The organism is Kutzneria sp. CA-103260 (assembly GCF_018263855.1).
Lineage (GTDB): Bacteria > Actinomycetota > Actinomycetes > Mycobacteriales > Pseudonocardiaceae > Kutzneria.
Map to the genome: position 1 here is coordinate 3,845,187 of NZ_CP073318.1, position 24,869 is coordinate 3,870,055.

At 70.5% G+C, this 24,869-nt stretch carries 23 protein-coding genes; 4 read left to right on the forward strand and 19 right to left on the reverse strand.

The genetic code is table 11. The features are described from left to right. Position 1 precedes the first annotated feature (1 nt). Both JJ691_RS52325 and JJ691_RS16390 read left to right on the forward strand, forming a co-directional pair. Positions 2-343, forward strand: coding sequence for a hypothetical protein (locus tag JJ691_RS52325; protein WP_249227976.1), 342 nt, complete (start codon positions 2-4; stop codon positions 341-343). A gap of 520 nt (positions 344-863) precedes the next feature. After that, on the forward strand, positions 864-1,565 hold the full coding sequence (locus JJ691_RS16390) for a S1 family peptidase (RefSeq protein WP_211769618.1): 702 nt from the start codon (positions 864-866) through the stop codon (positions 1,563-1,565). 63 nt (positions 1,566-1,628) lie between these two features. On the opposite strand, the gene JJ691_RS16395 is transcribed toward JJ691_RS16390, so the two are convergent. From JJ691_RS16395 to JJ691_RS16430, 8 genes are all read right to left on the reverse strand, one after another. Continuing rightward, on the reverse strand, positions 1,629-2,903 hold the full coding sequence (locus tag JJ691_RS16395; protein ID WP_211769619.1) for a cation:proton antiporter domain-containing protein: 1,275 nt from the start codon (positions 2,901-2,903) through the stop codon (positions 1,629-1,631). Between the two features lie 172 nt (positions 2,904-3,075). Next, the gene (locus JJ691_RS16400) at positions 3,076-4,689 is read right to left on the reverse strand and encodes a S53 family peptidase (protein ID WP_249227977.1); all 1,614 of its coding nucleotides are present in this window, start codon (positions 4,687-4,689) and stop codon (positions 3,076-3,078) included. A 227-nt stretch (positions 4,690-4,916) separates the two neighbouring features. Then, positions 4,917-5,774, reverse strand: a complete 858-nt coding sequence (locus JJ691_RS16405) for a dioxygenase family protein (RefSeq protein ID WP_211769620.1) — start codon at positions 5,772-5,774, stop codon at positions 4,917-4,919. Positions 5,775-5,785: 11 nt separating this feature from the next. Then, positions 5,786-6,583, reverse strand: a complete 798-nt coding sequence (locus JJ691_RS16410; protein ID WP_211769621.1) for a citryl-CoA lyase — start codon at positions 6,581-6,583, stop codon at positions 5,786-5,788. Next, entirely contained in the window at positions 6,576-7,751 is a 1,176-nt protein-coding gene (locus JJ691_RS16415; RefSeq protein ID WP_211769622.1) for a CaiB/BaiF CoA transferase family protein, read from the reverse strand. The genes JJ691_RS16410 and JJ691_RS16415 overlap by 8 nt, the downstream gene beginning before the upstream one ends. Beyond that, entirely contained in the window at positions 7,748-9,151 is a 1,404-nt protein-coding gene (locus JJ691_RS16420) for an amidohydrolase family protein (RefSeq protein ID WP_211771518.1), read from the reverse strand. The genes JJ691_RS16415 and JJ691_RS16420 overlap by 4 nt, the downstream gene beginning before the upstream one ends. Positions 9,152-9,305: 154 nt before the next feature. Continuing rightward, positions 9,306-10,112, reverse strand: a complete 807-nt coding sequence (locus JJ691_RS16425; protein WP_211769623.1) for an IclR family transcriptional regulator domain-containing protein — start codon at positions 10,110-10,112, stop codon at positions 9,306-9,308. Positions 10,113-10,196: 84 nt separating this feature from the next. Then, a complete protein-coding gene (locus JJ691_RS16430) occupies positions 10,197-11,576 on the reverse strand; it encodes an MFS transporter (protein WP_211769624.1) in 1,380 nt (459 codons plus the stop codon). A 219-nt stretch (positions 11,577-11,795) separates the two neighbouring features. Here JJ691_RS16430 and JJ691_RS16435 point away from each other — a divergent pair, with 219 nt between their 5' ends. Together JJ691_RS16435 and JJ691_RS16440 are read left to right on the forward strand one after the other, a co-directional pair. Next, a complete protein-coding gene (locus JJ691_RS16435; protein WP_211769625.1) occupies positions 11,796-12,059 on the forward strand; it encodes a hypothetical protein in 264 nt (87 codons plus the stop codon). A gap of 245 nt (positions 12,060-12,304) precedes the next feature. Beyond that, on the forward strand, positions 12,305-13,411 hold the full coding sequence (locus JJ691_RS16440; protein WP_442912728.1) for a S1 family peptidase: 1,107 nt from the start codon (positions 12,305-12,307) through the stop codon (positions 13,409-13,411). Positions 13,412-13,464: 53 nt separating this feature from the next. Here the strand turns inward: JJ691_RS16440 and JJ691_RS16445 are convergent, their stop codons facing one another. From JJ691_RS16445 to JJ691_RS16495, 11 genes are all read right to left on the reverse strand, one after another. Further along, on the reverse strand, positions 13,465-14,799 hold the full coding sequence (locus JJ691_RS16445) for an alpha-glucosidase/alpha-galactosidase (RefSeq protein WP_211769626.1): 1,335 nt from the start codon (positions 14,797-14,799) through the stop codon (positions 13,465-13,467). Then, positions 14,796-15,728 carry a carbohydrate kinase family protein gene (locus JJ691_RS16450; protein ID WP_211769627.1) on the reverse strand — a complete coding sequence of 311 codons (933 nt, stop codon included), beginning with the start codon at positions 15,726-15,728 and terminating at the stop codon, positions 14,796-14,798. Before JJ691_RS16450 ends, JJ691_RS16445 begins: the two co-directional genes overlap by 4 nt. 3 nt (positions 15,729-15,731) lie before the next feature. After that, positions 15,732-16,598, reverse strand: a complete 867-nt coding sequence (locus JJ691_RS16455; protein WP_211769628.1) for a carbohydrate ABC transporter permease — start codon at positions 16,596-16,598, stop codon at positions 15,732-15,734. Then, a complete protein-coding gene (locus JJ691_RS16460) occupies positions 16,595-17,530 on the reverse strand; it encodes a carbohydrate ABC transporter permease (RefSeq protein WP_211769629.1) in 936 nt (311 codons plus the stop codon). Before JJ691_RS16460 ends, JJ691_RS16455 begins: the two co-directional genes overlap by 4 nt. 12 nt (positions 17,531-17,542) lie before the next feature. After that, positions 17,543-18,841 carry an ABC transporter substrate-binding protein gene (locus tag JJ691_RS16465; protein WP_211769630.1) on the reverse strand — a complete coding sequence of 433 codons (1,299 nt, stop codon included), beginning with the start codon at positions 18,839-18,841 and terminating at the stop codon, positions 17,543-17,545. Positions 18,842-18,843: 2 nt separating this feature from the next. After that, positions 18,844-19,641 (reverse strand): endo alpha-1,4 polygalactosaminidase, encoded by a 798-nt coding sequence (locus tag JJ691_RS16470; protein WP_211769631.1) that lies wholly within the window; start codon positions 19,639-19,641, stop codon positions 18,844-18,846. A 191-nt stretch (positions 19,642-19,832) separates the two neighbouring features. Continuing rightward, entirely contained in the window at positions 19,833-21,005 is a 1,173-nt protein-coding gene (locus JJ691_RS16475) for a Gfo/Idh/MocA family protein (protein ID WP_211769632.1), read from the reverse strand. A 63-nt stretch (positions 21,006-21,068) separates the two neighbouring features. Continuing rightward, on the reverse strand, positions 21,069-21,665 hold the full coding sequence (locus JJ691_RS16480; RefSeq protein WP_211769633.1) for a response regulator: 597 nt from the start codon (positions 21,663-21,665) through the stop codon (positions 21,069-21,071). Between the two features lie 2 nt (positions 21,666-21,667). After that, on the reverse strand, positions 21,668-22,582 hold the full coding sequence (locus JJ691_RS16485) for a hypothetical protein (RefSeq protein ID WP_211769634.1): 915 nt from the start codon (positions 22,580-22,582) through the stop codon (positions 21,668-21,670). 1 nt (position 22,583) lies between these two features. Next, on the reverse strand, positions 22,584-23,210 hold the full coding sequence (locus JJ691_RS16490; RefSeq protein WP_211769635.1) for a hypothetical protein: 627 nt from the start codon (positions 23,208-23,210) through the stop codon (positions 22,584-22,586). Between the two features lie 107 nt (positions 23,211-23,317). Continuing rightward, positions 23,318-24,862, reverse strand: a complete 1,545-nt coding sequence (locus tag JJ691_RS16495) for a flavin-containing monooxygenase (RefSeq protein WP_211769636.1) — start codon at positions 24,860-24,862, stop codon at positions 23,318-23,320. Positions 24,863-24,869: the final 7 nt, after the last annotated feature.

Here is a 24,869-nt window from a genome sequence, read left to right on the forward strand (position 1 = left end):
GGTGGCTGTCGCGACGGCGGGCCCCGACGCCGGTGGTGGCGCCTGGCGCGGAGGTCTTGTCGTAGTCGTGACCGCGGCCGGTGGTGCCGGCGAGTCCGCGGCGGAGCTCGACGGCGGCACCGGCGCCAGTGCCGCGTACGTGGTGTCCGGTGTGCTGGCCTCGACGACCCGCGACGTCGGAGTCAGCAAATGCCACTGCGTGGACGGCATCGGCTCGGCGACGGGGTTGGGCTGCGAGGTGTTGGTCGCCAAGAAGACCAGCACCGAGCACACCAGCGCACCGCCCGTCGCGGCCCATATCACCAAGGTGTCGACACGCTGCCTGGTCTTGTGCCGCGCGTGATCTTCAAAGGGGTCCATAGCGCGGGCAGCGTACGCCTCCCATGCTCGCCCGGGGACACCGCCTCGACCGAGTTTTACGTTGCACCGCAAGGCAAGTCGTCGCATCTGCCGAGCGGGCGAGTCCGGCTGACCCATACAGGCGAGAAGAAGTCGGCCGTCCTGCCCGCCAACGGGACCGAATTTCGGATGTTCGCCAGTTTCGACAGCGATTCCCACGATGGCCCGCCGTGCGACTGTCCGCCGAGGTGAGTTGGCTCCACACCCGGTCGGCGTCGTCGCCACGACGTCACGGGTATCCGTCGACCGGCCGGGAATCCCGGCCGACGGGCTGGCGGCCAACAACCGATCGGCGGGTGTCGACCGGAGGGATCGTCGAACTCGACGATGACTCGTAAAGAGCGGTTAAACGCACCCCTACGTTCGTCGGTGTCGTAGGCGGCGTGGCGCGGGTTAGGTTCGGCGGACCTGCTCCCCAGGAGCGGGAACGACCACCCTGCAACGTTCCCGAAAGGATCCAAGCCATGCTCAAGTCCGCCACCGTCCTCGTCGGCGCGGTGCTCGCCGCCGGGCTGATCGCGGCCCCGGCCGCCCAGGCATCGGGCACCGCCCACCCGAACATCATCGGCGGCAGCACCGCGTCGAACGCGCCCTGGGGGGCGCAGATCTACTGGGACAGCCAGGGTTTCGAGTGCTCGGGCACGATCATCGCGGCGCAGTGGGTGCTCACCGCTCAGCACTGCCTGGCCAGCAGCGGCGGCATGTCCGTCCGGGTCGGCAGCCTGAACCTGGGCGAGGGTACGCAGGCCACCGTGGACCGCACCGAGACCGCCCCGAACGGCGACCTTCTGCTGCTGCACCTGGCCAACGCCGTGGACGCCACGTACATCACGCTGGGCAGCGCCGACCCGGCCGTCGGTGACACCAACCAGATCTACGGCTGGGGCCGCACCCAGGGCTCCAACCCGCCGTCGCCGGTGCTCAAGACGGCCAACGTCCAGGTGACCGGCACGTCGACGGACGCCTTCAACGGCCCGGCGATCGCAAGCAAGGGCGTGGACGGCTCCGCGTGGCACGGGGACTCCGGCGGCCCGGAGATCGCCGGCGGCGTGCAGGTCGGCGTTTGCTCCACCGGGGAGAACAGCGGTTCCGACGTCAACGGCACCCAGAACTACGCCAGCGTCGCGAACAGCCGGGACTGGATCCAGCAGACCGCGGGAGTCTGAGTTTCCCCGTTGAGTGCGACGGAACTCCCGGTGGATCGCGGTTCCACCGGGAGTTCCGTCACGTCACAGCTGTTGTGGGGCGGACTTGCGTTCGCTCGTCAGGAGCCGCGTCACCGGCCGAGCCCCCAGGCCGTGCACCAGCACACTCCCGAGTACGCAGGTGACGGTGATGACCAGGATCGTGTCGGCGGTCGATCCCTCGGCCAGCCGGTTGAACGCCAGCAGCCCGAACACGATCGACGTGGTTCCCCGTGGCCCGAGCGCGCCGACGAGCAAACGCTCCCGCGTGGAGAACCGCGAGCCCAGGAGGGCGAGGAGCACGGGCCCCAGCCGGACCACGGTGAGCGCCACCGCGCAGAACAGCAGCACCTGCCACGGGACGCCGATCGCGACCGTGAGCACGGCCGCGATGCCCATCATGAACCACATGATCATGGTCAGCACCGAGGTGGCGTCCTCCAGCAGGCGGAAATCCTCGCTCAGGGCCCGTGTGCGGTCCACCCCGGGGCCGGCCGGCACGGTCCGGAGGTGGCGCGCCTTGACCAGCCGGTGGACGTAGCGGAAGGCGGTGCCGCAGACGAAGGAGGCGACGAAGCCGTTGCCGTCGATGGCGACGGTCACGGTGTAGGTCAGCAGCGGGGCCAGCAGAATGGCGACACGGCCGGACTGTTCGGTCATCCAGCCGGCGAGGTGTGCGCGGTTCATGAGCAGCGCCAGAGCGGTTCCGAGCACCACGCCGACGATGAGGGCCTTGAGGGCGAACGGCACGGCGGTGCCCAGGGCGTCCAGCGGCGTGCGTTCCTGGTTGTGGTCTCCGGCCAGGATCAGCGCGAAGAGGAAGAGCGGGGAGACGATGCCGTCGTTGTAGCCGCTCTCCACGTTGAGCACGTTGCGCACGTGAGTGGGTAGCCCACGGTCGCGGACCAGGCGTTCAGCCGGGGCGAAGTCGGTGGGCACCACGACACCGGCGATCAGCAGCAGCACCGGCCAGGGCAGGTCGGGGAAGAGCAGCCAGCCGAACGCCATGGCCAGCGCCAGGCTCAGTGGCAGCGCCAGCAGCAGCACCCGGGCGACCAGCCCCGGCGAGCCGCCCCACAGTCGCCCGCCGCGGACCTCGGTGGCGTCGGTGAACAGCAGCACGGCGAGGATGATCTCCGCGGCCTGCTGCACGGCTTCGGTGTTGAGCAGGGCGGCGATGGAGTTCTCGTTGATCAGGCCGACGACCACGCCGGCCAGCACCATGACCACGGGGGCGCCGAGGTTCCACCGGTCCGAGAGTGCCGCTGTCAGCGATCGGACCGTGAGGGCGACGGCGATCGCGAGAAACAAGGAGTTCATTCGACCGGTGCTCGTTTTCGTGGACGGGGCGTGGCTGATCAGCGGCGATCATAAACGAAGCCGCGCTGACCAGGCGCGATGTCCACATCGGAGCAGGTGAGCCGCGTCGCCGGCATCGGTGCCGGCCGGTCTGGACCGCGCTCTCGGCCGAGAACGCAGTCCAGACCGAGGATCAGCCCTTGAGCGCGGCGGCCAGGCCGGCCGCGTTGTAGCTGCCCCAACCGGTGACCTGGTCGTAGCCGGTGCCGGCCGAGAACGTGCCGTTGCTGCCCGAGGTCACGTCCTGGAACGCCGACCCGTAGTTGGCCCCGTTGCCGACCTGGTAGAGCGCCTGGTTCACGGCGCCGAGCTTGCCGCCGGACTGCGCGTCGTACAGCGCGGCGAACCCGGCCCACATCGGCGCGGCACAGCTGGTGCCGCCGTAGACCTGCCACGAGCCGGCCGAGTAGATCGCGTAGCCGCTGCTCGGGTCGGCGTCCGAGGACACGTCGGGCACGGTCCGCATGCTGTTGCCGGTCTGCCAGCTCGGCGCCTGGAACACGGTGGAGGTGCCGCCGCCGGAGCCGTTCCAGGCGGTCTCCGAGCCGTAGCTGGTGCCGTCGACGGACAGCGTGGTGCCGCCGACGCCGGTCACGTTCGGGTCGGAGGCGGGGTAGTCCACGGCGTCCACGCCGGAACCGGTCTGGCTGCGCGTGCAGTCGGCCGACCCGTCGTCACCGGAGGCCGAGAAGAAGCTGATGCCTTCGGCCGCGCCCTGGGCGAGCGCGTTGCTGGTGCTGGTCATCGCCGAAGGGGTGGTGTCCTGCTCGCAGGAGCCCCACGAGATGGACACGACCGAGACCTGGTTGTCGGTGGCGATCTGGTTGGCCATGTCGATCTCGCCCTGGTCCGAGTTCGGCGCCTCGTAGACGAACGTGGCCGCGGCCGGCGCGATCGCCTGCACGATCTCGATGTCCAGTTCGACCTCGCCCTGGCCGTCGCCGGGGCTGGCGTCGTAGTTCGCCCCGTCCACCGAGACCGTCTGCGGCGCCGAGGAGTTCAACCCGTACTGGCTGTCGTAGCCGGCGATGTTGGACTGCTGGTAGCCGTCGAATTCCCACAACGCCACCGACTGGCCAGACCCGGTGCCCAGCGAACCGGTGTTGTAGGCGCCACGGAGTTCGGCGGGCCCGTATCCGGAGGGATCCGCGGTCGCGTGCGAGGTGGAGTGCTTGTGCATGACAGCGTGGTTGTCCAGGCCGATGACGCCCTGCACCACGGCGGCCACATCATGAGGCAGTTGTGGCGCCGTGTCGTTGGCGTAGAACGTCCGCTTCTGGACGGGGTCCCGGTACAGGCCGATCGAGGTGCTGAAGGTGTGCTGCAGTTGGGCCGCGGTGCCGCTGGCGGTGACGACCTGGCGGTTGCCGCTGACCGAGTTGACGCTCAATCCGTTGGCCCGCAGGAAGTTCGACACCGTGCGCACGTCGGACTCGGTCGGGCCGAACCGCGCGGTGAACTGCGCCGGCGTCAGGTAGTGGTGGTAGTTCGCGGAACGCCGGTTCCCGACATCGGCGAGGAATCTGGTCAATTCGTCGGTGTGGTGCAGCTTCAACGCCACCGAGACCGACAGCTTCCGCTCGGTGTCGAGGGCGCCTACGCGCGGACTGTGCGCCACCGCCGACAGGGTGCTGCCGGGGATGGCGACCAGCGACGAGGCGGCCGTGGCGGTGCCGGCCAGTGCGACCGCGGTGAGCAGTGGCAGTGGCACCGTGGCCAGAATCAGGGCACGGGAGCGCAGGGTCATCGACTAACTCCTTGGTGCAGAGCAGGGATCATGCCCAAGCAGTTGCCGACGGTAGAGGATGGCGGCCGGACCGCGGCACCTACGTTCGTCCGGTCTACGCGGGCCCGCGGTGTGAACGGAGCTCAGCTCCCGACGGGCTCTCAGGTTCGGAGGTTGACGATGAAAACCCGTCGAACCGTTGGCATCGCGACAAAAACCGCGAACGTGACGAGCCGGTCGGTGCGACCTCAGGCCGGTTGGAGGACGAAGTCGTAGCGCGCCTCGACCCATGGCACGTCCGACACGCCGCCGTCCGGCGTGGGGCCGGGTTCCCGCGGCTCGAACGCCACCACGAGCTCTTCCTTGGTGCCGAACACGACGTCGCTGTCCAGGTACTGGGCGCCCTGCTCGAACAGGTGGGTGATCAGTGGCTGGTAGCCGTCGACGTTCAGCAGGAAGTGCACGTGGGCGGGCCGGAAGTGGCTGATCTCCGTCTGCCGGATCAGGTCGCCGACCGGGCCGTCCATCGGGATCGAGTAGCCCTTCGGCGCGATCGTGCGCAGGCAGTACGAGCCGTCCGCGCGGGTGGTGTACTTGGCCCGCAGCCGCGCCTCGTCGACCTCCAACTGCGACTCGTAGTTGCCGTCGGCGTCGGCCTGCCACACGTCCAGCACCGCGCCGCCGACCGGTGTGCCGTCCAGCGAGCGCACGATTCCGCTGAGGTAGAGCGGAATCCCGGGCACGCCGTCGGACATGTCGCCACCAAAGGCCAGTTCGGGCGAGCCGTCGATGTGGAACGGTCCGAGCACGGTGGCCGGCGTGGCGGCCTCGTCGAAGCGGCGGTTCATCTGCACCACGAGCATGCTCAGCCCGAGCACGTCGGAGGTGAGGATGAATTCCTCCCGCTTCTCGTCGCTGATCTGGCCCGTCGCGGTCAGCCACTGGATGGCCGCCATCCACTCGTCCTCGGTCAGCCGCACCTCACGGGCGAACGCGTGCAGGTGCCGCACCAGCGCGGTGAGCAGCTCGCGGGTGCGCGGATCCCGGGCGGTCGCCCAGCGCCGCGCCGCCAGCTCGGTGATGTTGTCCTCGGTCACCAGCTCCATGGCTGCCTCCATCAGGATTGGTACGGCTCCGGCGGCACCGACCGGTTGTTCAGGTCCACCGACAGGAAGATGTCGTTGCCGACCGGGCGTCGCAGCTCCTCGGCCAGCTGCCCGATCAGCCCGGCGGTGCGGGCCAGCAAAGCGAAGCCCCGCAACAGCTCCAGCGGCAGTCCGAGGTCGGCCAGCGCCGCGCCGCAGACCCCGGCGCCGTTGAGCGGCAAGGTGCGGCCCAGCACCTCCGGGTGCACGCGACCGATTGCCGCGAACAGCGACAGGTGCGGGCCGAACAGGTTCTCCTCGGCGGCGATCCGCATCAGCCGGGGCGTGCGCGGGTCGCCGTCCTTGTGCACGTGGTGACCCAGGCCCGGGATGAACTGGCCGGCGGCGCGCCGTTCCCGAACCGTGGCCAACGCCAGCGCGTCCCACCCGGACTCGTCGACCGGAAGCTCCACCGTGGACAGCACGTCGTGCAGGAACCGGCCGCAGTCCTCGGTGACGCCGAGGAAACGCGAGCCGCCGCCGAGCAGTCCGGCGGCCAGCGCACCCTGCACCGAGTCCGGGGCGGACAGGTAGGTCAGCCTCGTGACGATCGCCGTCGGAGTGAAGCCGTGGTCGGCCAGCGCCGCCAGCACGGCCTCGAACACCCGGGTCTCGCCAGGGGTGGGCCGGCGCTGGGTCGCCAGCCAGAACGCCAGCTCCCCGAACCCGACGTTGCCCATCACATCCTCGGCGAGATCCTTGCCCAGCAAGGTGATCGTGTCTTTGGTCGACGCGCCGAGCGCCGTCTCGTACACCGGCCGGTCAGACACGGTCCGCCTCCGTCTGGGTGCTCAGCCATCGGCGCAGTTCGTCGCCGTGCTCGTCCAGCTCGGGCGGCGGCAGCCGGTAGACCGCGGGCGTGGCCGAGAACCGGATCGGGTGCCGGGTCGTCGGCACCGCGCGGTCCCCCTCCCCCACCACCACAACCGGATCCAGGCCGAAGCGCTCGGCCATGGCGAAACCGCCGTCGATGGTGTTGATCGGTCCACAGGGGACACCGGCGGTCACGAGCAGGTCGAACCATTCGAGCGCGCCTTTGGTCGCCAGCCGTTCGGTCAGGATCGGCCGCAACTGCTCACGGTTGCGCGTGCGGTCGGCGTTGCGGGCGAAGCGCGGGTCGTCGGGCACCGCGGGCAGGCCCAGGACTTCGCAGAGCCGGCGGAACTGCCCGTCGTTGGCGGCCGCGACGATCAGATCGTGGTCCGCGGTGGGCAGCGGCTCGTACGGGAACACGCTCGGGTGCGCGTTGCCCATCCGGAACGGCACGGTGCCCCCGGCGACGTAGGCCGAGCTGTGGTTGACCAGGCCGGTCAGCGCCGAGGACAGCAGGTTGACCTCCACGTGCTGGCCCCGCCCGGTCGCGTCGCGGTGCCGCAGCGCGGCCAGGATGCCGATGGCGGCGTGGTTTCCGGCCATCACGTCGAACACGGAGATGCCGGCCCGGTACGGCGGGCCGTCCGGGTCGCCGGTCAGGCTCATCAGGCCGGAGATGGCCTGCACCATCAGGTCGTAGCCAGGCACGTGGCGGCCGGCCCCGGCGCCGAAGCCGGTGATGGACGCGTAGACCACGGCCGGGTTGGTCCGGCTGACGGTGGCGTGGTCCAGGCCGTACTTGGCCAGCCCGCCCGGCTTGAAGTTCTCGATGACCACGTCGGCCCGGCGGGCCAGTTCCCGGCCGAGCGCCGCGTCGGCGTCGTCCCGCAGGTCCAGCGCCACCGACCGCTTGCCCCGGTTGACGCCGAGGTAGTAGGTGGACACGTCGTCCCGGACCGGCGGCGTCCAGGTGCGGGTCTCGTCGCCGTGCGGGCCCTCCACCTTGATCACCTCGGCGCCCAGGTCGGCCAGCAGCATGGTCGCGTACGGGCCGGCCAGCACGCGGGAGAAGTCGGCCACCAGCAGGCCGGACAGCGGCCCGCCGCCCGTCGCCGCGTCCGTCACTGCGTCCGCCCATCGGACGACTGTCCGCCCGGCCGGGTGTCGCCGCGGTACTCGGTGTAGGTGTACGGGTTGTCCAGCACCTCGGCGGCCGGGACGTCCGGGTTCATGCCCTTCTGCCACTCCTGTTCGCCCAGCTCCGCGCGCAGGTACTCCACCGTCCGCTCGACCTCGGCACGCACCGCGGCCAGGTCCACGCCGACCAGCTTGTGGTCGCGCTTGACGATCCGGCCGTTGACCAACACCGTGTCGACGTCGCCGCGCTGCGCCTGGAACACCACGTGCCCGTACGGGTTGAGCAGCGGGAACATCGCCGGCGAGTGCTCGTTGCGGATCAACACCAGGTCGGCCTTCTTGCCCACCTCGACGCTGCCCAGGTCCGACTCCCGACCCAGCGCGCGGGCGCCACCCATGGTCGCCCACTCCACGACCTGCTCGGCCCGCAACGCGGAGTGCGTCACGGTGTCCCCCTTGGTGTGCGCGGCCATGTGCTCCCGCGCGCGGTCCGCGCTCAGCGTGGCGCGCATCGCCGAGAACAGGTCGCCGCTCCACCACACGGAAGTGTCCATCGACAGCGACACCGGGATGCCGTGCGCGCGGATCACCCAGGTCGGCGGATAGCCCTGGCCGGCGCTCTGCTCGCTCTCCGTGGACACCGACACCGAGCCGCCGGTCGCGGCAATACGGTGGTACGAGTCGGTGGACAGCGACGCGGAGTGCACGTAGACCGTGCGCGGCGTCATGAAGCCGTGGTCGTGCATCAGCCGGATGCCGTCGTCGTTGGTCGCGCCCCAGACGCCGGCGTGCGTGGTGACCGGCACGTCCAGGTCGCGAGCGACCTCGAAGGCCGCCTTCTCCGGGAACTCCGGGTCGCCGGTGACGTCGAAGGCGATCTGGAAGCCGAGCATGTCGTCGCCGGCGAGATGGTCGGCGAAAGCCCGGAACTCCGGCGTGCCGGTCCAGTTCGCCGGGCTGTCCTGAATGTTGCCGTACGCCAACACGAAGCGTCCCGGCACCGAGCGCAGCGCGTCCACCGCGGCCTCGGCGTGCTCGATGGTGCGCAGCCCGTGCGACCAGTCGACGGTGGTGGTGACGCCGGCGTCGAGCGCCTCGACCGCGCCGAGCAGGTTACCGGCGTGCACGTCCCGCGGGCGGAAGGTCTTGCCCCATTCCAAGTAGTACCAGACGAAGTACTGCGTCAGCGTCCAGTCCGCGCCGTAGCCGCGCATGGCCGTCTGCCACAGGTGGCGGTGGGTGTCGATCATGCCCGGCAGGACGACGCCGCCGGCGGCGTCGATCTCCACCGTCCCCTCGGGCACGGCCAGCGCCGGGCCGATCGCGGCGATCCGGTCGTCGACCGCGAGCACGTCGTGGTCGGTGAGCACCCGCCGCCGACCGTCCATGGTGAGCACGGTGCCGCCACGCAGCACGACGGGCCGGCGGTCATCGGCGGGCGTGGCCACGGGCGGCCTCCTTGACTCAGCACTCGTCCGCTCTGCGGACGACTGTCCGCCAGCATCTTTCAACGCCGCCCGCGGCGAGTCAATCCCCGACCGGTCAGGACGCGACCACGACGTGCGGCACGGTGTCGAGCCGGGCGAAGTCCGCGCTGATCTCCCCCGCCGCCTTGAGGAGCAACGGCAGGTGGTGCTCCACCATGCGGTCCACCGAGGTCTCGGCCGCGTGGCAGTTCACGTTCAGCGCGGCGACCACCCGGCCGGCGCCGTCCCGCAGCGGCGCGGCGATCGACCGGATGCCCAGGGCCAACTGCTCGTCGGTCATCGCCCAGCCACGAGCCCGCACGTCTCGCAGCACCGCGTCGCGCTCGGCCGCGTCCGGCTGCCAGCGCGCCACCAGCCCCGACCGGGTCGGCTGCGCGAGCGTGGCCTCCACCTCCGCCTCGGGCAACGCGGCCAACAGCACCTTGCCCAGCGACGTCTGCAGCGCCGGGAACCGGGTGCCGATCTGCACGGCCAGCGCCACCAGTTTGGGCACCGCGACCCGCGCCACGTAGACGATGTCCGAGCCGTCCAACTGCGCCACCGAACTCGACTCGTTGGTGCTCGCGACCAGGCGTTCCATGTGCGGCCGGGCGACGTCCCACAGCCCCGTCGACCGCACGTAGGCCACGCCCAGGTCCAGCACCCGCGGCGTGAGGGCGAAGCCCTGCTCGTCCTGCCGCACATACCCCAGCTCGGCCAGGGTGAGCAGGATCCGCCGGGCCGTCGGCCGGGCCAGCCCGGTCGCCGTGGCCACGTCGCTGAGCGTCATCACCGGCCGCAACGGCTGGAAGGAGCGGATCACGTCGAGCCCGCGGGCCAGCGCCTCGATGAAGTCGGGTCCGGTGTCGGGACGGGCAGGCATGGCACACCTCTCGCGGGCACGACCGGACAACAGTCCGGATGATGGCGATGGCCAGCGTAGACGGATCAGCGCACCCGGTCCCGGTCAGCGACCGCCGGCTCGTGACGGCGCGAGCACGCTGGCCACGATCAGAATCGCGGCGCCGGCCATGATGAGCGGGGACAGTCGGGGCAGCACGTCCTCGCCCCCGGTCACCTGGAGCACGGCCGCCGCGACACCTCCGCCGACGAACTGCGCGACCCGGTACATCCCGCCGACCGCCGCGGTGTGGGCGACCGGCGCGGCCTGCAACAACACGCTCTGGTTGGCGATGTTGACCAGACCCGCCGGCACCGCGAGCAACACGGCGACCCCGACCGCGACCTGGAGCCGAGAGAGGTTCGGCACCAGCGGCACCGCCGCGGCCAGCAACAGACCGAACGCCCCGATGCCCAGTGCCACCCGCACGCCGACGCGGCGTATGACGCGGTGCGCGAGCAGGCAGGCACCGCCGACGGCGACCGGCAGCGACAGCATCGCCAGGGCGATCCGGCCCGCCGGCACGGCGTGCGCGGCCAACCACAGCGGCAACGCGTAGAAGGCGGCGTAGAAGCAGCTGTAGAACACCAGTGTCCGAGCAAGTGTGAGCACCAGATGGCGATCGGCCACCACGCGCGGCGACAGGAACGGCACCGGCGCGAACCGGCGCTCCCACACCCCGAACGCCACTGCCAGCACCGGAAACACCGCGAGCAGGAGCCACTGCGGCTGCGGCACCGTGATCAGGAACGTCACCACCATGATCACCGCGGCGCAGAACAACGCCATGCCCGGCAGGTCGAGTGCGATCACCAGGCTCCGCCAGCCCGTCCACACCGTCCTTTCCCGACCCGTGGCAAGCAGCAGGAGCACCGCCGCGACGACCGCGCACAGGCTCGGCACGGCGATCGCCACCCGCCAGCCCGCCCACTGCATGACCGCCGCGCCCACGCTCGGCGCGGCGGCGAAGGCCACCTCGCTGACCACGGCGACAAGCGCGAGACCGGCGGTGGCGTCGACAGTGGACGCACGTCGTCGCAGCAGGCCGAGCGCGGCCGGGTACTGCACAGCGGTGCCGACACCGGTCAGCGCCCGCGCGGCGACGAGCCACACCGGCGTGAGGGCGAGGGCGGCCAGCACCGAGCCGGCGGCGACCAGCACCAATCCGCTGACCGCCACTCGGCGGGCGCCCAGCAGATCCGCCAGCCGGCCACCGGTCGGCGCGGCGAGCGCCGCCGCGAGAAAGAACGCGCCGGTGATCCAGGTCGTGGTCGCGCGACCCGGATACTGCTGCTGCAGCACGGGAAGCAACGCGGCGATCAACGCCGAGGACAGCCCGTGCAGCGCGGTCGCCGAGGCCAACGCGACCAGCAGCGACGTCCGCTTTCTCCGCGATGGGGCCAGTTCGCCCCTGATCGTCAGAAAGGCGGTGGCGGAGTCGGGCACGAGAACCTTCCCTGGGGCGACGAAGGGCGATCGCCTCCTGGGGAAGCCCTGACTTGTTGATCAAGCAAACTCTATGCCCGCCAACGCATTCAGCTGTGTCGAAAAGATCGAATACGCACATGTTCACCCTTTCGGCCGAACGGTCCTGCCGCGAGGATTTGTGCTGCGGGGTGGCCGTCTCGCGCGGACGAGGGCCCGCTGCCTGGCATGATGTGGGGCATGGGCTTGTTCAACTCGAATCCTCGGCTCGCCACCGTGCACGGTCGGGCGCTGCTGTGCCTGGTCTGCGGGGGCCGGGAGTTCTGGTCTCGCGAGGTCAAGCTCAACAGCACCGGCGCGGAGCTCCTCGGCCTGGGCTGGGCGAACCAGTCGGCACTCGCCCTGATCTGCGATTCGTGCGGCTACGTGCACCAGTTCGCCGGCAAGGGCCCGGACATGTGGCGCCGGGACCAGGGATATCCGGCCGGCGTCGAAGTCAACTGACCCTCGAAGTTCAGGCAGCGATATTGGCCGGTCCCGGACAGAAACCGTTTGCCGGGATTGCCCCGACACGGTGGCCCCAGGTACGAACAAGAGGGCTGTTGAAACGATCAAAAACCGTTGGGGGCTCGACGTTCCACGGCCGCCGGGCCGGCTCCACCTGCACCGCGAGCGGCAATCGCGGTTGAGCCGGGCCGTCGGTGGCACGCGCCTCCACGGTGACAGCACCCCTCACCGAGGAGGCCCCTGTGAAGCCGATCCATCTCGGCCTAGCCACTCTGGTCGCGGCAAGCGCCTGCGTCGCCGTGACGACAGCGCCCGCGGTCGCGGCGCCCGACCTGCTCACCGCGATGCAACACGACTTCGGCCTGACCGCTCAGCAGGCACGCACCCGCGTCCAGCAAGAAGAGCTGGCCCTCAGGACCGCGCCCACCGCCCAGCAGGCGGCCGGCGCGGCCTACGCCGGATCCTGGTTCGACCCGGCCAGCGGCAGACTGACCGTGGCCCTGACCGACCACAGCACCGACGCCGCGGTCACCACGACCGGGGCCCAAGTCGTCCGCGCGACCCACAGCTGGGCCGAACTGGCCGCCACCAAGGACAAGCTCGACGCCGGTCCGGCCCCAGCCGGCGTCGCCAGCTGGGGCATCGACCCCCGGCGCAACTCCGTGGTGATCACCGTCAGCCGGTCGGACGCCTCGGTCCAGCGGTACGTCGCCGCCGCCGCGAAGCTCGGACCCGTTGTGGTGCAACAGAACACGCACGCCGTGCCGCAGACGTTCTCCGCCGGCACGGTGGGCGGCGACCCGTACTACATCAACGGCAACGTGCGCTGCTCCATCGGCTTCTCCGTGCAGGGCGGCTTCGTCAGCGCCGGCCACTGCGGCACGCCGGGCAGCACCGTCGTCGGCTGGGACGGCTCGTACATGGGGTACTTCGTCGGCTCCACCTTCCCCGGCAACGACTACTCCTTCATCCACACCGAGAACGGCTGGTGGAACGCGCCGGTCGTGCTCGGCTGGGGCACGGTGAGCGACGCTCTGGTGCGCGGCTCGTGGGAGGCGCCGCCGGGAACCTCGGTCTGCCGATCCGGGTCCACGACGCACTGGCACTGCGGCACGGTCCAGACCCAGAACCAGACCGTGAACTACGCCCAGGGCGCGGTGTACGGGCTGACCGGCACGGACGTGTGCGCCGAGCCCGGTGACTCCGGCGGTTCCTTCATCACCGGCGACCAGGCCCAGGGCGTGACCTCCGGTGGTTGGGGCGACTGCACTTCCGGCGGCCAGACGTGGTTCCAGCCGGTCAACCCGATCCTCGCGCAGTTCGGCCTGTCCCTGGCGACCTCGGCCTGAGTCCACGCGGGAGGGGGCACGCGCCCCCTCCCGCGGCCTCAGGCGCCACCCATCTACCCAAGAGCACCGGCGCCGGCCCCTTGATACCCATACCCCAGCACCGCGCGCAGCCCCGGCTGCAACCGTTCCCGGTGCGCGGTCACCATGTCGTCGCACAGCCGCCAGATGTCCTCAACGGACAACGTCGCCGCGGTCGCCGGATCCACCATCGCCGCGTGCCGGACATGCCGCGGGTCGTCCTCGACGGCGGCCCGCACGACCAGGTCGGTCATGCTCAGATAAGCCCGGTTCAACGCGGCCAGCTGCGGCGGCAGCGCTTCGGCCCGCGTCGGCAGCACCCCGGTGGCGTCCACCAGACAGGGCACCTCCACCGCCCCACCCGCCGGCAGGTTGGGAATCAGCCCGTGATTGGGCACGTTCCCGTACACGGTCCGAGGCGTGCCGGTGGCGATGCTGTGGATGATCTGCGGCGCGTACTCCATGGTGCCCTCGACCGGCAGCGGCTCGCCCTCGGCCAGCGCGGCCCGGGTCTGCTCGTAGCTGGCCTCGTTCCCGGCCACGATGCGCAGGTACTCGCCGATCGGCAGCCGCAGGCGCTCGACCTCCCGGTCGTGGTGCAGGTACCAGGGCACGTACTCGCACGAGTGCTCGCTGGTCTCCGTGGGGTAGAAACCCAGCCGCCGGAACATGTCGAACCGCACCCGCCGCCGCAACTGGGGGTCCCGCTCGGCGAGTTCGGCCAGTCGCGGGTAGAGGTCCGCGCCCTCGTGCTCGAAACGGAGGATCCACGCCTGGTGGTTGACGCCGGCGGCGCGGTAGACGATCTCCTCGTACGGCACGTCGACGAGGTCGGCCAGCCCGCGCACGGTCCAGTACACCGAGTGGCACAGGCCGACCACCCGGGTCAGCCCGGTGGCCTCGACCAGGTACTGCACGTTCATCGCCATCGGGTTGGTGTAGTTGAGCAGCCACGCGTCGGGGCACACCGCGGCCATGTCGGCGCCGAGGCCGCGCAGCAGCGGAAACGTCCGCAGGGCACGGAAGATGCCGCCGACGCCGAGGGTGTCGCCGATGGTCTGGCGCAGGCCGAACCGGCCCGGCACCTCGAAGTCGGTGCGGGTGGCCCCGCCCATGCCGACCTGCACGATGTTAATCACGAAGTCGGCGCCGTCCAGCGCGGGACGACGCTCCAGGTGCGCGGTGATCTCCGGCTTGGCCCCGCGGACCCGGGCGATGTGCCGGGCCGCGGCCAGCGCGGTGTCCAGCCGGTCCCGGTCGATGTCGTGCAGCGCGACCCGCACGTCGGTCAGCTCGGGAAAGGCGAACAGGTCGGCGAGCAGCCCCTGGGTGAACACCACGCTGCCGGCGCCGACGAAGGCGATCTTCATGTCTGGTCCGTTCCGTGACTCGGGAGGTGCGCGAGCGCCTCGGCGAGGATGGGCTGGGCGGCGGTGCCGCCGGCGGCCCGGGTGGAGAGCGCGCCGCACGCGACGGCGAGCGCGAGCCGGCGGTGGGCCGGCAGCTCGCTCAACAGTCCCGTGATGAAACCGGCGTTGAAGCTGTCCCCGGCCCCCACAGCGTCCACAGTGGACACCGTGATGGTCGGGCATTGAACGAGTTCGTGGCCGTCATGGGACAACCCGCCGTCGGCGCCGTTCTTCACGGCGACGAGCCGGCCGCCCTCGGCCAGTGCGGCGGCGGCCTCGACCAGATCGGCCCGCCGACTGAGTTTGCGCGCCTCGGCGGCGTTGGGCAGCACCACATCGGTCTCGGCCAACACGTCCCCGGTGTCCCACCGCCCGGCCGGATCGTCGTTGGTGTCCAGCGAAGTCGTGGCGCCATGCCGGTGGGCCTCGCGGAACAGCGCCGGAACATCCAGCCTGGGCAACAGGAAGTACGACGAGCTGTGCACGTGCCGGCTCGTCGCCAGCACCTCCGGCGGCACGTCGGCGGCCACGGTGCGGGCCAGCGTGCCGGCCGCGGTCAGGATCGCCCGGTCACTTCCCCGCGTCAGCACGGTCGTGAGCGGCGTGCCGGCCTCGTCGTCCGTGACCAGGAAGCACGCCACGCCGGCGGCCGTCAGCAGATCCCGAACCAGGCCACCGGCATGGTCGCGGCCGACCCGACCGGCGAACGCGACCCGCAGGCCGAGCCGGGCCGCGCCGCAGGCGGTGATCGCGCCGGACCCGCCGAGCACGATCGACCCCGCCGGCACCAGCACCTCGCGCTGGCCGAACTCGATCGGGTCGGGCACCGGGCCGATGACGACGTCCGGATTGGCGTCGCCGACGACGAGCAGGTCGAAGTCGTGGTGCATGGCTCAACCCTTGAGACCGCTGGAGGTGATGGACTGGATGAAGGCCCGCTGCGCGCCCAGGAAGGCCAGCAGCACCGGCAGCACGGTGATCAGGTTGCCGGCCATCACCGCCGACCACTGGGTGTGGTGCAGGCCCTGGAACGTCGTCAGCCCCAACTGGAGCGTGTAGTGGCTGTCGTGGTTGATCGCGATCAGCGGCCAGGTCAGATCGTTCCACGTGCTCAGAAAGGTCAGCACGGCCACGGTGCTCAGCGCCGGGCGGGACAGCGGCAGCACGATCCGGAACAGCACCCGCAGCCGGGAACAGCCGTCGATCCAGGCGGCCTCCTCCAGCTCGCGGGGCAGCGACAGGAAGAACTGCCGCAGCAGGAACACCGACAGCGGCGTGACCAGTGACGGCACGATCAGCGCGCCCAACGAGTCGATCAGGCCCAGCCACTTCATCACCAGGAAGGTCGGGATCATGGTGAGCTGGAAGGGAATCGCCATCGTGGCCAGCATGGTGGCCAGCAGCGCCCGCGAGCCGGTGAACCGCATCCGGGCGAACGCGTAGCCGCCGAGCGCCCCGAACAGCAGGTTGGCCACCACGGTCACGGCCGACACGATCAGCGAGTTGCCGAACCAGGTCGGGAACAGCGCGTTGGCCAGCACGTACCGGAAGCCGCCGAGGTCGATGCCGGCCGGCCACAGGGCCGGCGGGAACCGGTTGATCTCCGCGTCGCTCATCACCGAGCTGAGCACCAGCCACACCAGCGGGATCACGAACAGCAGCGCCAGCGGCGCCAGCAGCAGGTGCCAGGGGCTGAACGGCAGCCGCCACGGGCGTTTCGCCCTGGTCTCGACGGTGCTCACGGCGATCGTGGCGGTCATCGCGCCGCTCCTTCCGGGGTGCGCCGCCGGGCCAGCCGCAGCACGACCGCGGCGACCAGCAGCACGACCGCCAGCACGTACGCGGCCGCGGCGCCGTAGCCGGCGGTAAAGTTCTTGAACGCCTGCTCCCAGATGAAGTAGACGATCACGGTGGTGGAGCCGAGCGGGCCGCCCCTGGTCGTCACGTAGACCAGGTCGAACACCTGCAACGAGTTGATCACCTGCCACAGCAGCAGGAACACCGTCACCGGCGCGACGGCCGGCAGCGTGATGTGCCGCAGCAGCTGCCAGCGACCGGCCCCGTCCAGCCGGCCGGCCTCGATCAGCGACGGCGGCACGTCCTGGAGCGCGGCCAGGTAGATCACCACGCAGAACCCGGTGCCGCTCCACAAGGTGATCGCGACCAGCACCGCCAGCGCCTGGGACGGATCGGTGAGGAAGCCCTGCGGCGAGACGCCGAGGTGGTGCAGCACGGAGTTGGCCACACCGAACTGCGGGTCCAGCACGAACGAGAACAGCACGCCCTGCGCGGTCGCGGAGATCACGAACGGCACCACGAACATGGTGCGGTACAGGCCGACGAACCGGATCCGCCGGTTGAGCGCCAAAGCCAGCAGCAGCCCGAGCACGATGCTCAGCGGCACGTAGCAGGCCGTGTACAGCACCGTGTTGCCGACGGCCTGGGCGAAGTGCGGGTCCTTGGCCAGCGCCGCGTAGTTGTCCAGGCCGACGAACCGGCTGGGCGTCACCAGATCGCTGGCCTGCAACGACAACAACAGCGACCAGACCACCGGCACGACGCTCAGGCCGATGATCACCACCACCGCCGGGGACAGGTACACCCATGCGGTGGCGGCCTCGCCACGGGCGCGGCGGGACGGACGGCGGTCGACCCCCGCGAGGGTGATCGGCTTCGGCAGACCCTGGGGCATGGCCACACCTCCTCAGCGGGGAATGATCAGGGCCGCGTCGGCCTCGTCGGCGCAGGCCCGCATCGCCTGCGCCGGCGTGCTCCGGTTGAGCAGCATCGACACGATCGCCGTGCCCACGGCCTGCGAGACCTGCGGATAGGCCGGGTGGGCGGGCCGCACCCGCGCCGAGGTCAGCGCGTCCACGAAAACCGAGAGTCCCTCGGTCTGGGCGGCGTTGTCATGCCACTCCTTGCGGTTCTCCGCGTCCTTGCTCAGCGGCAGGCTGCCCGCGGCCACGTCCCAGCGCACGTCCTGGGCCGGATCGGTCAGCCAGCGCACGAACGTGCGGGCCGCCCGCACCCGGGCCGGGCCGTTGTCGAACAGCGTCCAGGTGTCCGGGCCGGAGATGGTCACCGGCTTGCCGCCGAACGTCGGCAGCGGCGCCACGTGATAGTCCACACCGGACTGGATGATGTCCGGCAGCTGCCACGGCCCGGTCATCACCATGCCCATCCGGCCCGACTCGAACACCTGGTACAGCTGCTCGCTGCCGGCTTTGGGGTCGATGTAGACGCTCTTGTCCGTGGCCAGTCGCCGAACCACGCCCAGCGCCCGTTCCCCTTCCTGGCGGAAGCCGATGCCGGTGCCGTCGGCGTCGATGATCTGTCCGCCCAGGTCCCAGACCATAGGCCACAGCCGCCACACCGTGTCCTCGTCGCCGGTGCCCGGCCAGCCGGTGCCGAACACCCCACCGGCCGGGTCGGTCAGTTTCTTGGCCGTGGCCAGGAAGTCCGACCAGGACCAGCCCGGCTTCGGCAGCGGGAGGCCGGCCTGGTCGAACAGGGTCTTGTTGCACACCACGGCCAGCGTGTCGACCACCGCCGGCACCGCCCGCACGCGGCCGTTGACCGTGACGGCGTCGCGTGCGGGCTGCCAGTAGTCGGTCCACGGCACGGACCAGGAGCGCACCTCGTCGGTCATGTCCACCACCTGCGGGCTGCGCGCCACACTCGGCAGGTCGGCGCCGAAGATGTAGGCGATGTCCGGGTGCGAGCCGGAGGCCAGCGCGGTCATCACCTTCTCCAGCAGCCCGTCGGCCAGCGCGCCGCCGCTGGTGTCGACCACGATGTCCGGGTGGCCGCGCTGGAAGTCGGCGATCAGCGCCTCGATGACCTTGCGGCCGGAGTCGTTCTGCCCGTGCCACAGCTCGATGGTCACCCGGCCGTCCGGGCCGACGCCGTCGTCCGGGCCGCCGCACCCGGCCACGACGCCGGCCAGCGCCGTGATGCCCAGGCCGCGCAGCACATCCCGGCGGGAGAGGTGCGCTCCCATGATCAGCAGGTTCGGCGGACGTAGCTGCCGCTGCCGGGCGCGGTGACGTCGACGTCCCGCTCCACGACGCTGAGGGTGCTCCCCCACTTCGAGCACGCCTTGGCCAGGCCGCTGTCGCTGTACTCGATGACCTCGACCTTGTTGTCGAACGCCGAGGCGTAGTCGCCGCACTCGCCGTACTCGGCGCACTCCTCGGCGACGGCGAAGTCGAGGCCGTTGGCCTTGGCGTTGCCGGCGAGCTCGCTGGTGTTCTTCTGCGCGATCGCCAGCCCGCGGCTGTGCGCGTGCGACGAGAGCAGTCGGATGTAGGCCTGCGCCTGGTCAGCCGTCAGCAGCTTCTGCGAACGGGTGTAGCTGTCGTAGTTGTCCGGCTCGACGCCGTTGAACCCCTTGTCGGCGCACTGGTCGATCCAGGAGTCGACCTTGGCCGCCACCCGGCTGCGCTTGTCGGCGGTGCGCAGGTCCAGCAGGGCCTCGTTCCAGTCGGGATCCTTGACCACTGTGCCGCTGGCGTCCCGCAGCAGCAGGTCGGCGTCCCAGTCGCCGTCGGCGCCGGTCTGCGCCTGGAAAGCGTTGACGTAGCAGATGTTGTAGAGCCCGGTGGCCGGGCTGGCATCGTGGTCGCGACTGACCACCTTGACACCGGACGGCGGGGTGTAGGCGCTGCCGATCTGGTAGTCGAACCCGGCATGCACCGGCGGTGTGGTCACCGCCGCACTCGCGTCCGAAGTGGACGCGCACAGCATGCCGCCGACCAGTGTCGCGACAAAACCCAGGGCTGGCAGGGAAGTCAGGGCCATCGTCCAACTCCGACTGCTGGCGGACACGTCCCCGCCTCGGACGCCGGGCGTCCTGGCGACTCAGTCCGGGCTCGCACAAGGCATACCGGCTGGGCGTGTCATCTGCCGCCGCGGGCCGTGGCCCGTCGGGGTGCACCCGAGTAAAGGGCCTGGCCGGTTGCTTGTCAAGCGTCGCAACGAGATTCGTCCGGTCATGACACAGCCTCGAAGTGCCGGGCCACTGCCGGATCGAGCACCGGCACGGCGACCGGTGTCGCCCCGGACCGCAGCGAGGTCGTGGCGGCGGCCGCCGCGGCAACCGCTTCCCGGGCGGCGACCGGCGACGTATCGGTCGGGCCGCCGTCGGCGGCGAAGCGGAGGAACTCGGCCACCAGCGCCTGGTCCGCGCCGCCGTGCAGGTCCTGCCGCGCGATGGGCACCGCGAGGTCGGCGTCCCGCCGGTAGCCGGACCTTCGCCGGTTCCAGACGTTGATCGTCGCGTCGTCGCCGTCGAGGCCGTCGCCGAAGTTCTCCAGCCGGCCCTCGTCGCCGATCACCGTGTAGTTGCGCCAGTAGTCCGGGGTGAAGTGACACTGCTGGTAGCTGGTGAACACGCCGTTGTCGAGCCGGGTGAGCATCATGCTCAGGTCCTCGACGTCGATCACCAGGTGCAGGTCGCGCAGCCGGGACGGCGGCCAGACCGCCGGGTCGTACCAGTCCCCCATCCGCCGGCCGTCCGGGTCGTCCGCGCGGCGGTGGGGGTTGTCCCCGTACACCGTCAGCCCGCCCATGGCGACCACGTCCCGGGAGTAGCCGCCGGCCAGCCAGTGGATCACGTCGATGTCGTGCGCGCCCTTCTGCAACAGCAGACCGGTGGTCTTGGCCCGTTCGGCGTGCCAGTCCTTGAAGTAGAAGTCGCCGCCGTGGCCGACGAAGTGCCGGCACCACACCGACTTCACCCGGCCGATGGCCCCCTCGTCGATCAGCTCCCGCATCCGCCGCAGCATCGGCAGGTGCCGCAGGTTGTGCCCCACGTACAGGCGGCTGCCGGTGCGGGCCGCCGTGGCCAGCACCTCGTCGCAGTCGGCCAGACTGATCGCCAGCGGCTTGTCCACGAACACCGCGACGCCGGCTTCGAGGAAGTACCTCGCCGGCCGGGCGTGCAGATGGTCAGGGGTCAACACGAACACGGCGTCCAGGTCGTCCTTGACCAGGTCCTCGTACCGCTCTCGGACCACCACCGCCGGCCCGAACAGCTCGCGCGCGTCGGCCCGGCCGCGCGGGTCGGTGTCCGCGCAGGCGACGACCTCAGCCACCCCGGCCTGGTTGGCCAGGGTGGCCATGCGCGCCCGCTGCCCGACGCCGACTACTCCGATGCGCAGCATTCCGCCGACCTTAGACGCTCGATTGTGCGCGATCAAGGCCGTCAACGCGCAGTTTCGAGCACGTTACGCGGTCCGGCGCACGATTTCGTCGACCAGGTCGTTCGGCAGGTCGACAATGGCGTCGGCACCCGCCTCGCCGACCGCCGCCGACACAGTTGAGACGTCGCCGGTGTAGACGACGATGGGCGTCCGGCTGCCACTCGCGCGAACCTCGCGGATGAAGTTCAGACCCGCGTCCCGGTCGCCGTCGCGGTTGAGGTCGGTGATGATCGCGGCGAAGTCCAACTGGCTCAGGTACTCGTGAGCGGCCTCGGTCGAGGTCGCCGTCGTGACGAACTTGCCGAGTTCCACGAGCGCGAGCGTCTCGTAGACGTTGTTGTCCGGTTCGTCGTCCACCCACAGGACGCGGGCAAGGACGCCGGTCTGGCCCAGGCTGGTCAGCTCGACCGCACCCCGGCCACGCTCGCGGCCGGCTTCGCGGACGGCTTCCCGCGCGCTGTCGACGTTCTGCGGTGAGAGCGTCAGCTTCAGCTTGAAGATGTCCGCGAGCGAGACCTCCAGGCCGCCGGCGCCGCGACGGTTCTGCCCGCGCCACAACAGAACCACGGCGCCGACGATCACCATGGCGCCGAGGATCAGGACGACCAGTTGCGTGTCCACCGTCACCTCCCGGCCAGTGAGATGCCCAGCTCGAACGGAACCCGGGCGATCGGGCTGAGCCCTCGGCCCAGCGTCGCGTCGGCGAGCGCCGCTTCCAGGCGGTCACCGTCGAACCGGCGGACGGTCAGCGCGGAGATCCCGGCGATGTCCAGATCGGCGATGTCGACGGGAGCCGCACCGTTGCGCCACAGGTAGTCGTTGGCGCGGGCCAGACTGATGGCCTCCTCGTAGGCCTGGCACATGGCGACGAGATGCCTCGCGATCTCGAAGACGTCCTGACCGCTGTCGCCGAGCAGGTTGCGGGCCACCGACCAGAAGCGGTGGATCGGCGTGCCGAGGCTGCCGACCGGGAGGACGCCCGTGCTGTGCGCCGAGGTCTCCAGGTTTTCGCCCAGCGCCGAGCCGAGAACGTCCCTGCTCGAATAGGCACGGTCCGCGTCAGCCCGGCCGTCGGCTTGCGTGGCGACCGCACTCGCCGCCACCACGAGGTAGGCCTGTTGTTGCTGCTGGAAGCGGATTTCCGGCATCGGCTGGTACTCGTCCTCGACGTCGTCCCGCGGACGGTCCGACATGTCGCGCAACGCCTGCGCCAGCACCACGGGGTCCGCACCGCGCTTGCCCCCACCGGCCAGCACTTCGAGATAGGCGCCGAACGCCTGCCCCAGCTGGAGAAACTGGTCGCCGGCGCGCCGGAGCAGCCGGGTCGCCGGGACCGGGTCGAGGAGCAGCGCCCACTGCGCGGCTTCGCGCAGCGCGCTCGCGGCGTCGGCGCGCAGGGTGAATGCCAGATCGGCGTCGTCGGAGCCGGCCGATTCGAGTTCCGCCAACGCGGTTTCGGCGTAGGCCCGGTGGAACCGGATCGCGTTGCGGACCTGCCCCGGGTCGAGACCGAGCGATTCCAGGTGCTGGGTGGCCATGTCAGATCAGCTCCCGCACGTTGCTCAGGATCTCCGGCGGGTTGAAGCGCGGGTTCTGCTGGGTCCAGACCTTGCGGAACTGGTTGGCCGGCGGGTCCAACACCCACTTCTCACACGCGGCGATCTGGTTGTCCGGCACGATGACCTTGGCGGCCACTTCCCCTTCGGTCTGGTAGGCCGAGTAGCGCCGGTAGGCGTTGAGATCCCGAACCTCCTCGGCGACGCCCTCGATGCGGACGGCCGCGCGCGGCGCGAGGAGCACCCAGCAGGTGTACAGGTAGGCGAATTCGTGCTTGCCGAACTCCGTGCCGAACCACAGCGCGGTCTTTCGGGCCCGGTGCACATGGTTCGTGGCCGCGAGCGTGTCCCGTTCCACCGTTCCCGCCGACAGCGAGATGAACGGGCTGTGCCTGGAGAACGGCAGCCCGGTGGCGGGATCGTTCTCGGTGAAGTGGTTGACGTGGCGGTCGATGTTGCCCGGCGTCAGCCGGTCGCGAATCTCCCGCGGACTGATCTTGTGCACTTCCCGCCACCAGTTGCACACGAGGCCGGCGCGCGTGTCGATCAGCGATCTGGCCGTCCCGTCGTCCGGTAGGTGCAGGCCCTTGACGCACCATTGGATGATCACTGCCGCCCGGCCTCCTCGGATGTGCGCGTGCGACATAGGTCGCGTCCGGGCGGGGAAACGTTTCGGGCCTTCGCCCGATCAGGCGAAACGAGGTGCGACGGCAGGTCTTACTGGTCGGCGGCCTCAGGCCCGTCCCGACGGCCGGTTCGGCTCGGCGTGCTTTGCCGGGCCGGCACGAAGTGGTAGTCGCCGAGGTCCAGCCGGCGGGTTCGGCGGCGGTAGCCGGTCATGGAGCCGGGCCAGTTGTTGGTGTTGACCGGAGATCCGTCGGGGCCGCCGGCCAGGTACCAGCTGTCGCAGCCACCGGTGTTCCACACGGTGGTGGACAGCTGCTGCTGGGTCACGGTGTCGAAGCGGTCTAGCACCTCCGGGCGCAGGTCCAGATAGCCGCCGGAGGCGACGATGCCCGCCGCGTCGGCGATGTAGTTCATCTGGCTTTCCAGCATGTGCACGATGGAGCCGGAGCCGACGTTGGTGTTGGGACCGTACATGAGGAAGAAGTTCGGGAACCCGGGCACGGTCAGGCCGAGGTGGGCCCGCGGGCGGTGCTGCCAGGCGGTGTTCAGGTCCTGGCCGCCCAGACCGGTGACCCGCATGGGGGCGACGAAGTCGTGGGAGCGGAAGCCGGTGGCCAGGATGATGGTGTCGACGGGATGGTGACGGCCGTCGGCGGTGATCACCGCGTCCCGGCTGATTTCCTTGATCGGACTGGTGCGCAGGCGGACATTGGGGCGGTTGAGGGACTGGTGATAGTCGTTGGACTGCAGGATGCGTTTGCAGCCGATTTCGTAGTCCGGCGTCAGAACGTCCACCAGTCCACTGTGGACACCGTTGCGGATGTTGTGCCGGCACAACATCCGCAACGGCCACGACAGGACCCGCCGCCCCCGTCGGGAGACGAGCATCGGGTTGAGCACGAGTTCGAAGCACAGGAAGACGCCCAGCCGTGAAAGCCGTTGCACCAGCGGGAACCGGCGGTTGAGGATCTTGCGCGAGGTCGGGTAGAGGCGGTCGGGTTTGGGGCTGATCCAGTGGGATTGGCGTTGGAAGACGGTCAGTTTCCGGGCCTGGGCGGCGACATGCGGGACGAGTTGCACGGCGCTGGCGCCGTTGCCGATCACTGCCACGGTCCGGCCACGGAGATCGTGGTCGTGATCCCACTCGGCGGAGTGGAACACCGTGCCCGCGAAGACGCCGTCCAGGCCGGGAACGGCCGGCCGAGCCGGCCGGCTGAGCTGCCCGCACGCGGCCACCAGGATGTCGGCGGTGTGCTCGGAACCCGTTGCGGTGCGAAGGATCCAGCGCGCACGGCCGGCGTCGAACTCGGCGTGGGTGATATCCGTGCCGTACCGGATGCGGCCGATGACGCCGTTCCTGGTGGCGCAGCGGCGCAGGTAGGACAGGATCTCCGGTTGCTCGGCGTACCGGCGGGACCAGCCGGGGTTGGGTTCGAACGAGTACGAGTACAGATGGGACGGGGCGTCGCAGGCGGCGCCGGGATAGGTGTTGTCCCGCCACACACCACCGAGGTCGCCGGCCTTCTCGAAGATCGTCACGTCGGCGCAGCCGGCCCGGGTGAGCCGGATCGCCAGGCCGATGCCGCTGAAGCCGCTGCCGACGATGGCGATCGACGGCCGGGAGTCGGGGTGCACGGGAGCT

What these genes read in the sequence shown, in the direction of transcription:
- JJ691_RS16390 (WP_211769618.1), top strand. Translation starts at nt 864, where the DNA reads ATGCTCAAGTCCGCCACCGTCCTCGTCGGCGCGGTGCTCGCCGCCGGG.
- JJ691_RS16395 (WP_211769619.1), bottom strand. Translation starts at nt 2,903, where the DNA reads ATGAACTCCTTGTTTCTCGCGATCGCCGTCGCCCTCACGGTCCGATCG.
- JJ691_RS16400 (WP_249227977.1), bottom strand. Translation starts at nt 4,689, where the DNA reads ATGACCCTGCGCTCCCGTGCCCTGATTCTGGCCACGGTGCCACTGCCA.
- JJ691_RS16405 (WP_211769620.1), bottom strand. Translation starts at nt 5,774, where the DNA reads ATGGAGCTGGTGACCGAGGACAACATCACCGAGCTGGCGGCGCGGCGC.
- JJ691_RS16420 (WP_211771518.1), bottom strand. Translation starts at nt 9,151, where the DNA reads ATGGACGGTCGGCGGCGGGTGCTCACCGACCACGACGTGCTCGCGGTC.
- JJ691_RS16425 (WP_211769623.1), bottom strand. Translation starts at nt 10,112, where the DNA reads ATGCCTGCCCGTCCCGACACCGGACCCGACTTCATCGAGGCGCTGGCC.
- JJ691_RS16435 (WP_211769625.1), top strand. Translation starts at nt 11,796, where the DNA reads ATGGGCTTGTTCAACTCGAATCCTCGGCTCGCCACCGTGCACGGTCGG.
- JJ691_RS16445 (WP_211769626.1), bottom strand. Translation starts at nt 14,799, where the DNA reads ATGAAGATCGCCTTCGTCGGCGCCGGCAGCGTGGTGTTCACCCAGGGG.
- JJ691_RS16450 (WP_211769627.1), bottom strand. Translation starts at nt 15,728, where the DNA reads ATGCACCACGACTTCGACCTGCTCGTCGTCGGCGACGCCAATCCGGAC.
- JJ691_RS16455 (WP_211769628.1), bottom strand. Translation starts at nt 16,598, where the DNA reads ATGACCGCCACGATCGCCGTGAGCACCGTCGAGACCAGGGCGAAACGC.
- JJ691_RS16460 (WP_211769629.1), bottom strand. Translation starts at nt 17,530, where the DNA reads ATGCCCCAGGGTCTGCCGAAGCCGATCACCCTCGCGGGGGTCGACCGC.
- JJ691_RS16465 (WP_211769630.1), bottom strand. Translation starts at nt 18,841, where the DNA reads ATGGGAGCGCACCTCTCCCGCCGGGATGTGCTGCGCGGCCTGGGCATC.
- JJ691_RS16470 (WP_211769631.1), bottom strand. Translation starts at nt 19,641, where the DNA reads ATGGCCCTGACTTCCCTGCCAGCCCTGGGTTTTGTCGCGACACTGGTC.
- JJ691_RS16475 (WP_211769632.1), bottom strand. Translation starts at nt 21,005, where the DNA reads ATGCTGCGCATCGGAGTAGTCGGCGTCGGGCAGCGGGCGCGCATGGCC.
- JJ691_RS16485 (WP_211769634.1), bottom strand. Translation starts at nt 22,582, where the DNA reads ATGGCCACCCAGCACCTGGAATCGCTCGGTCTCGACCCGGGGCAGGTC.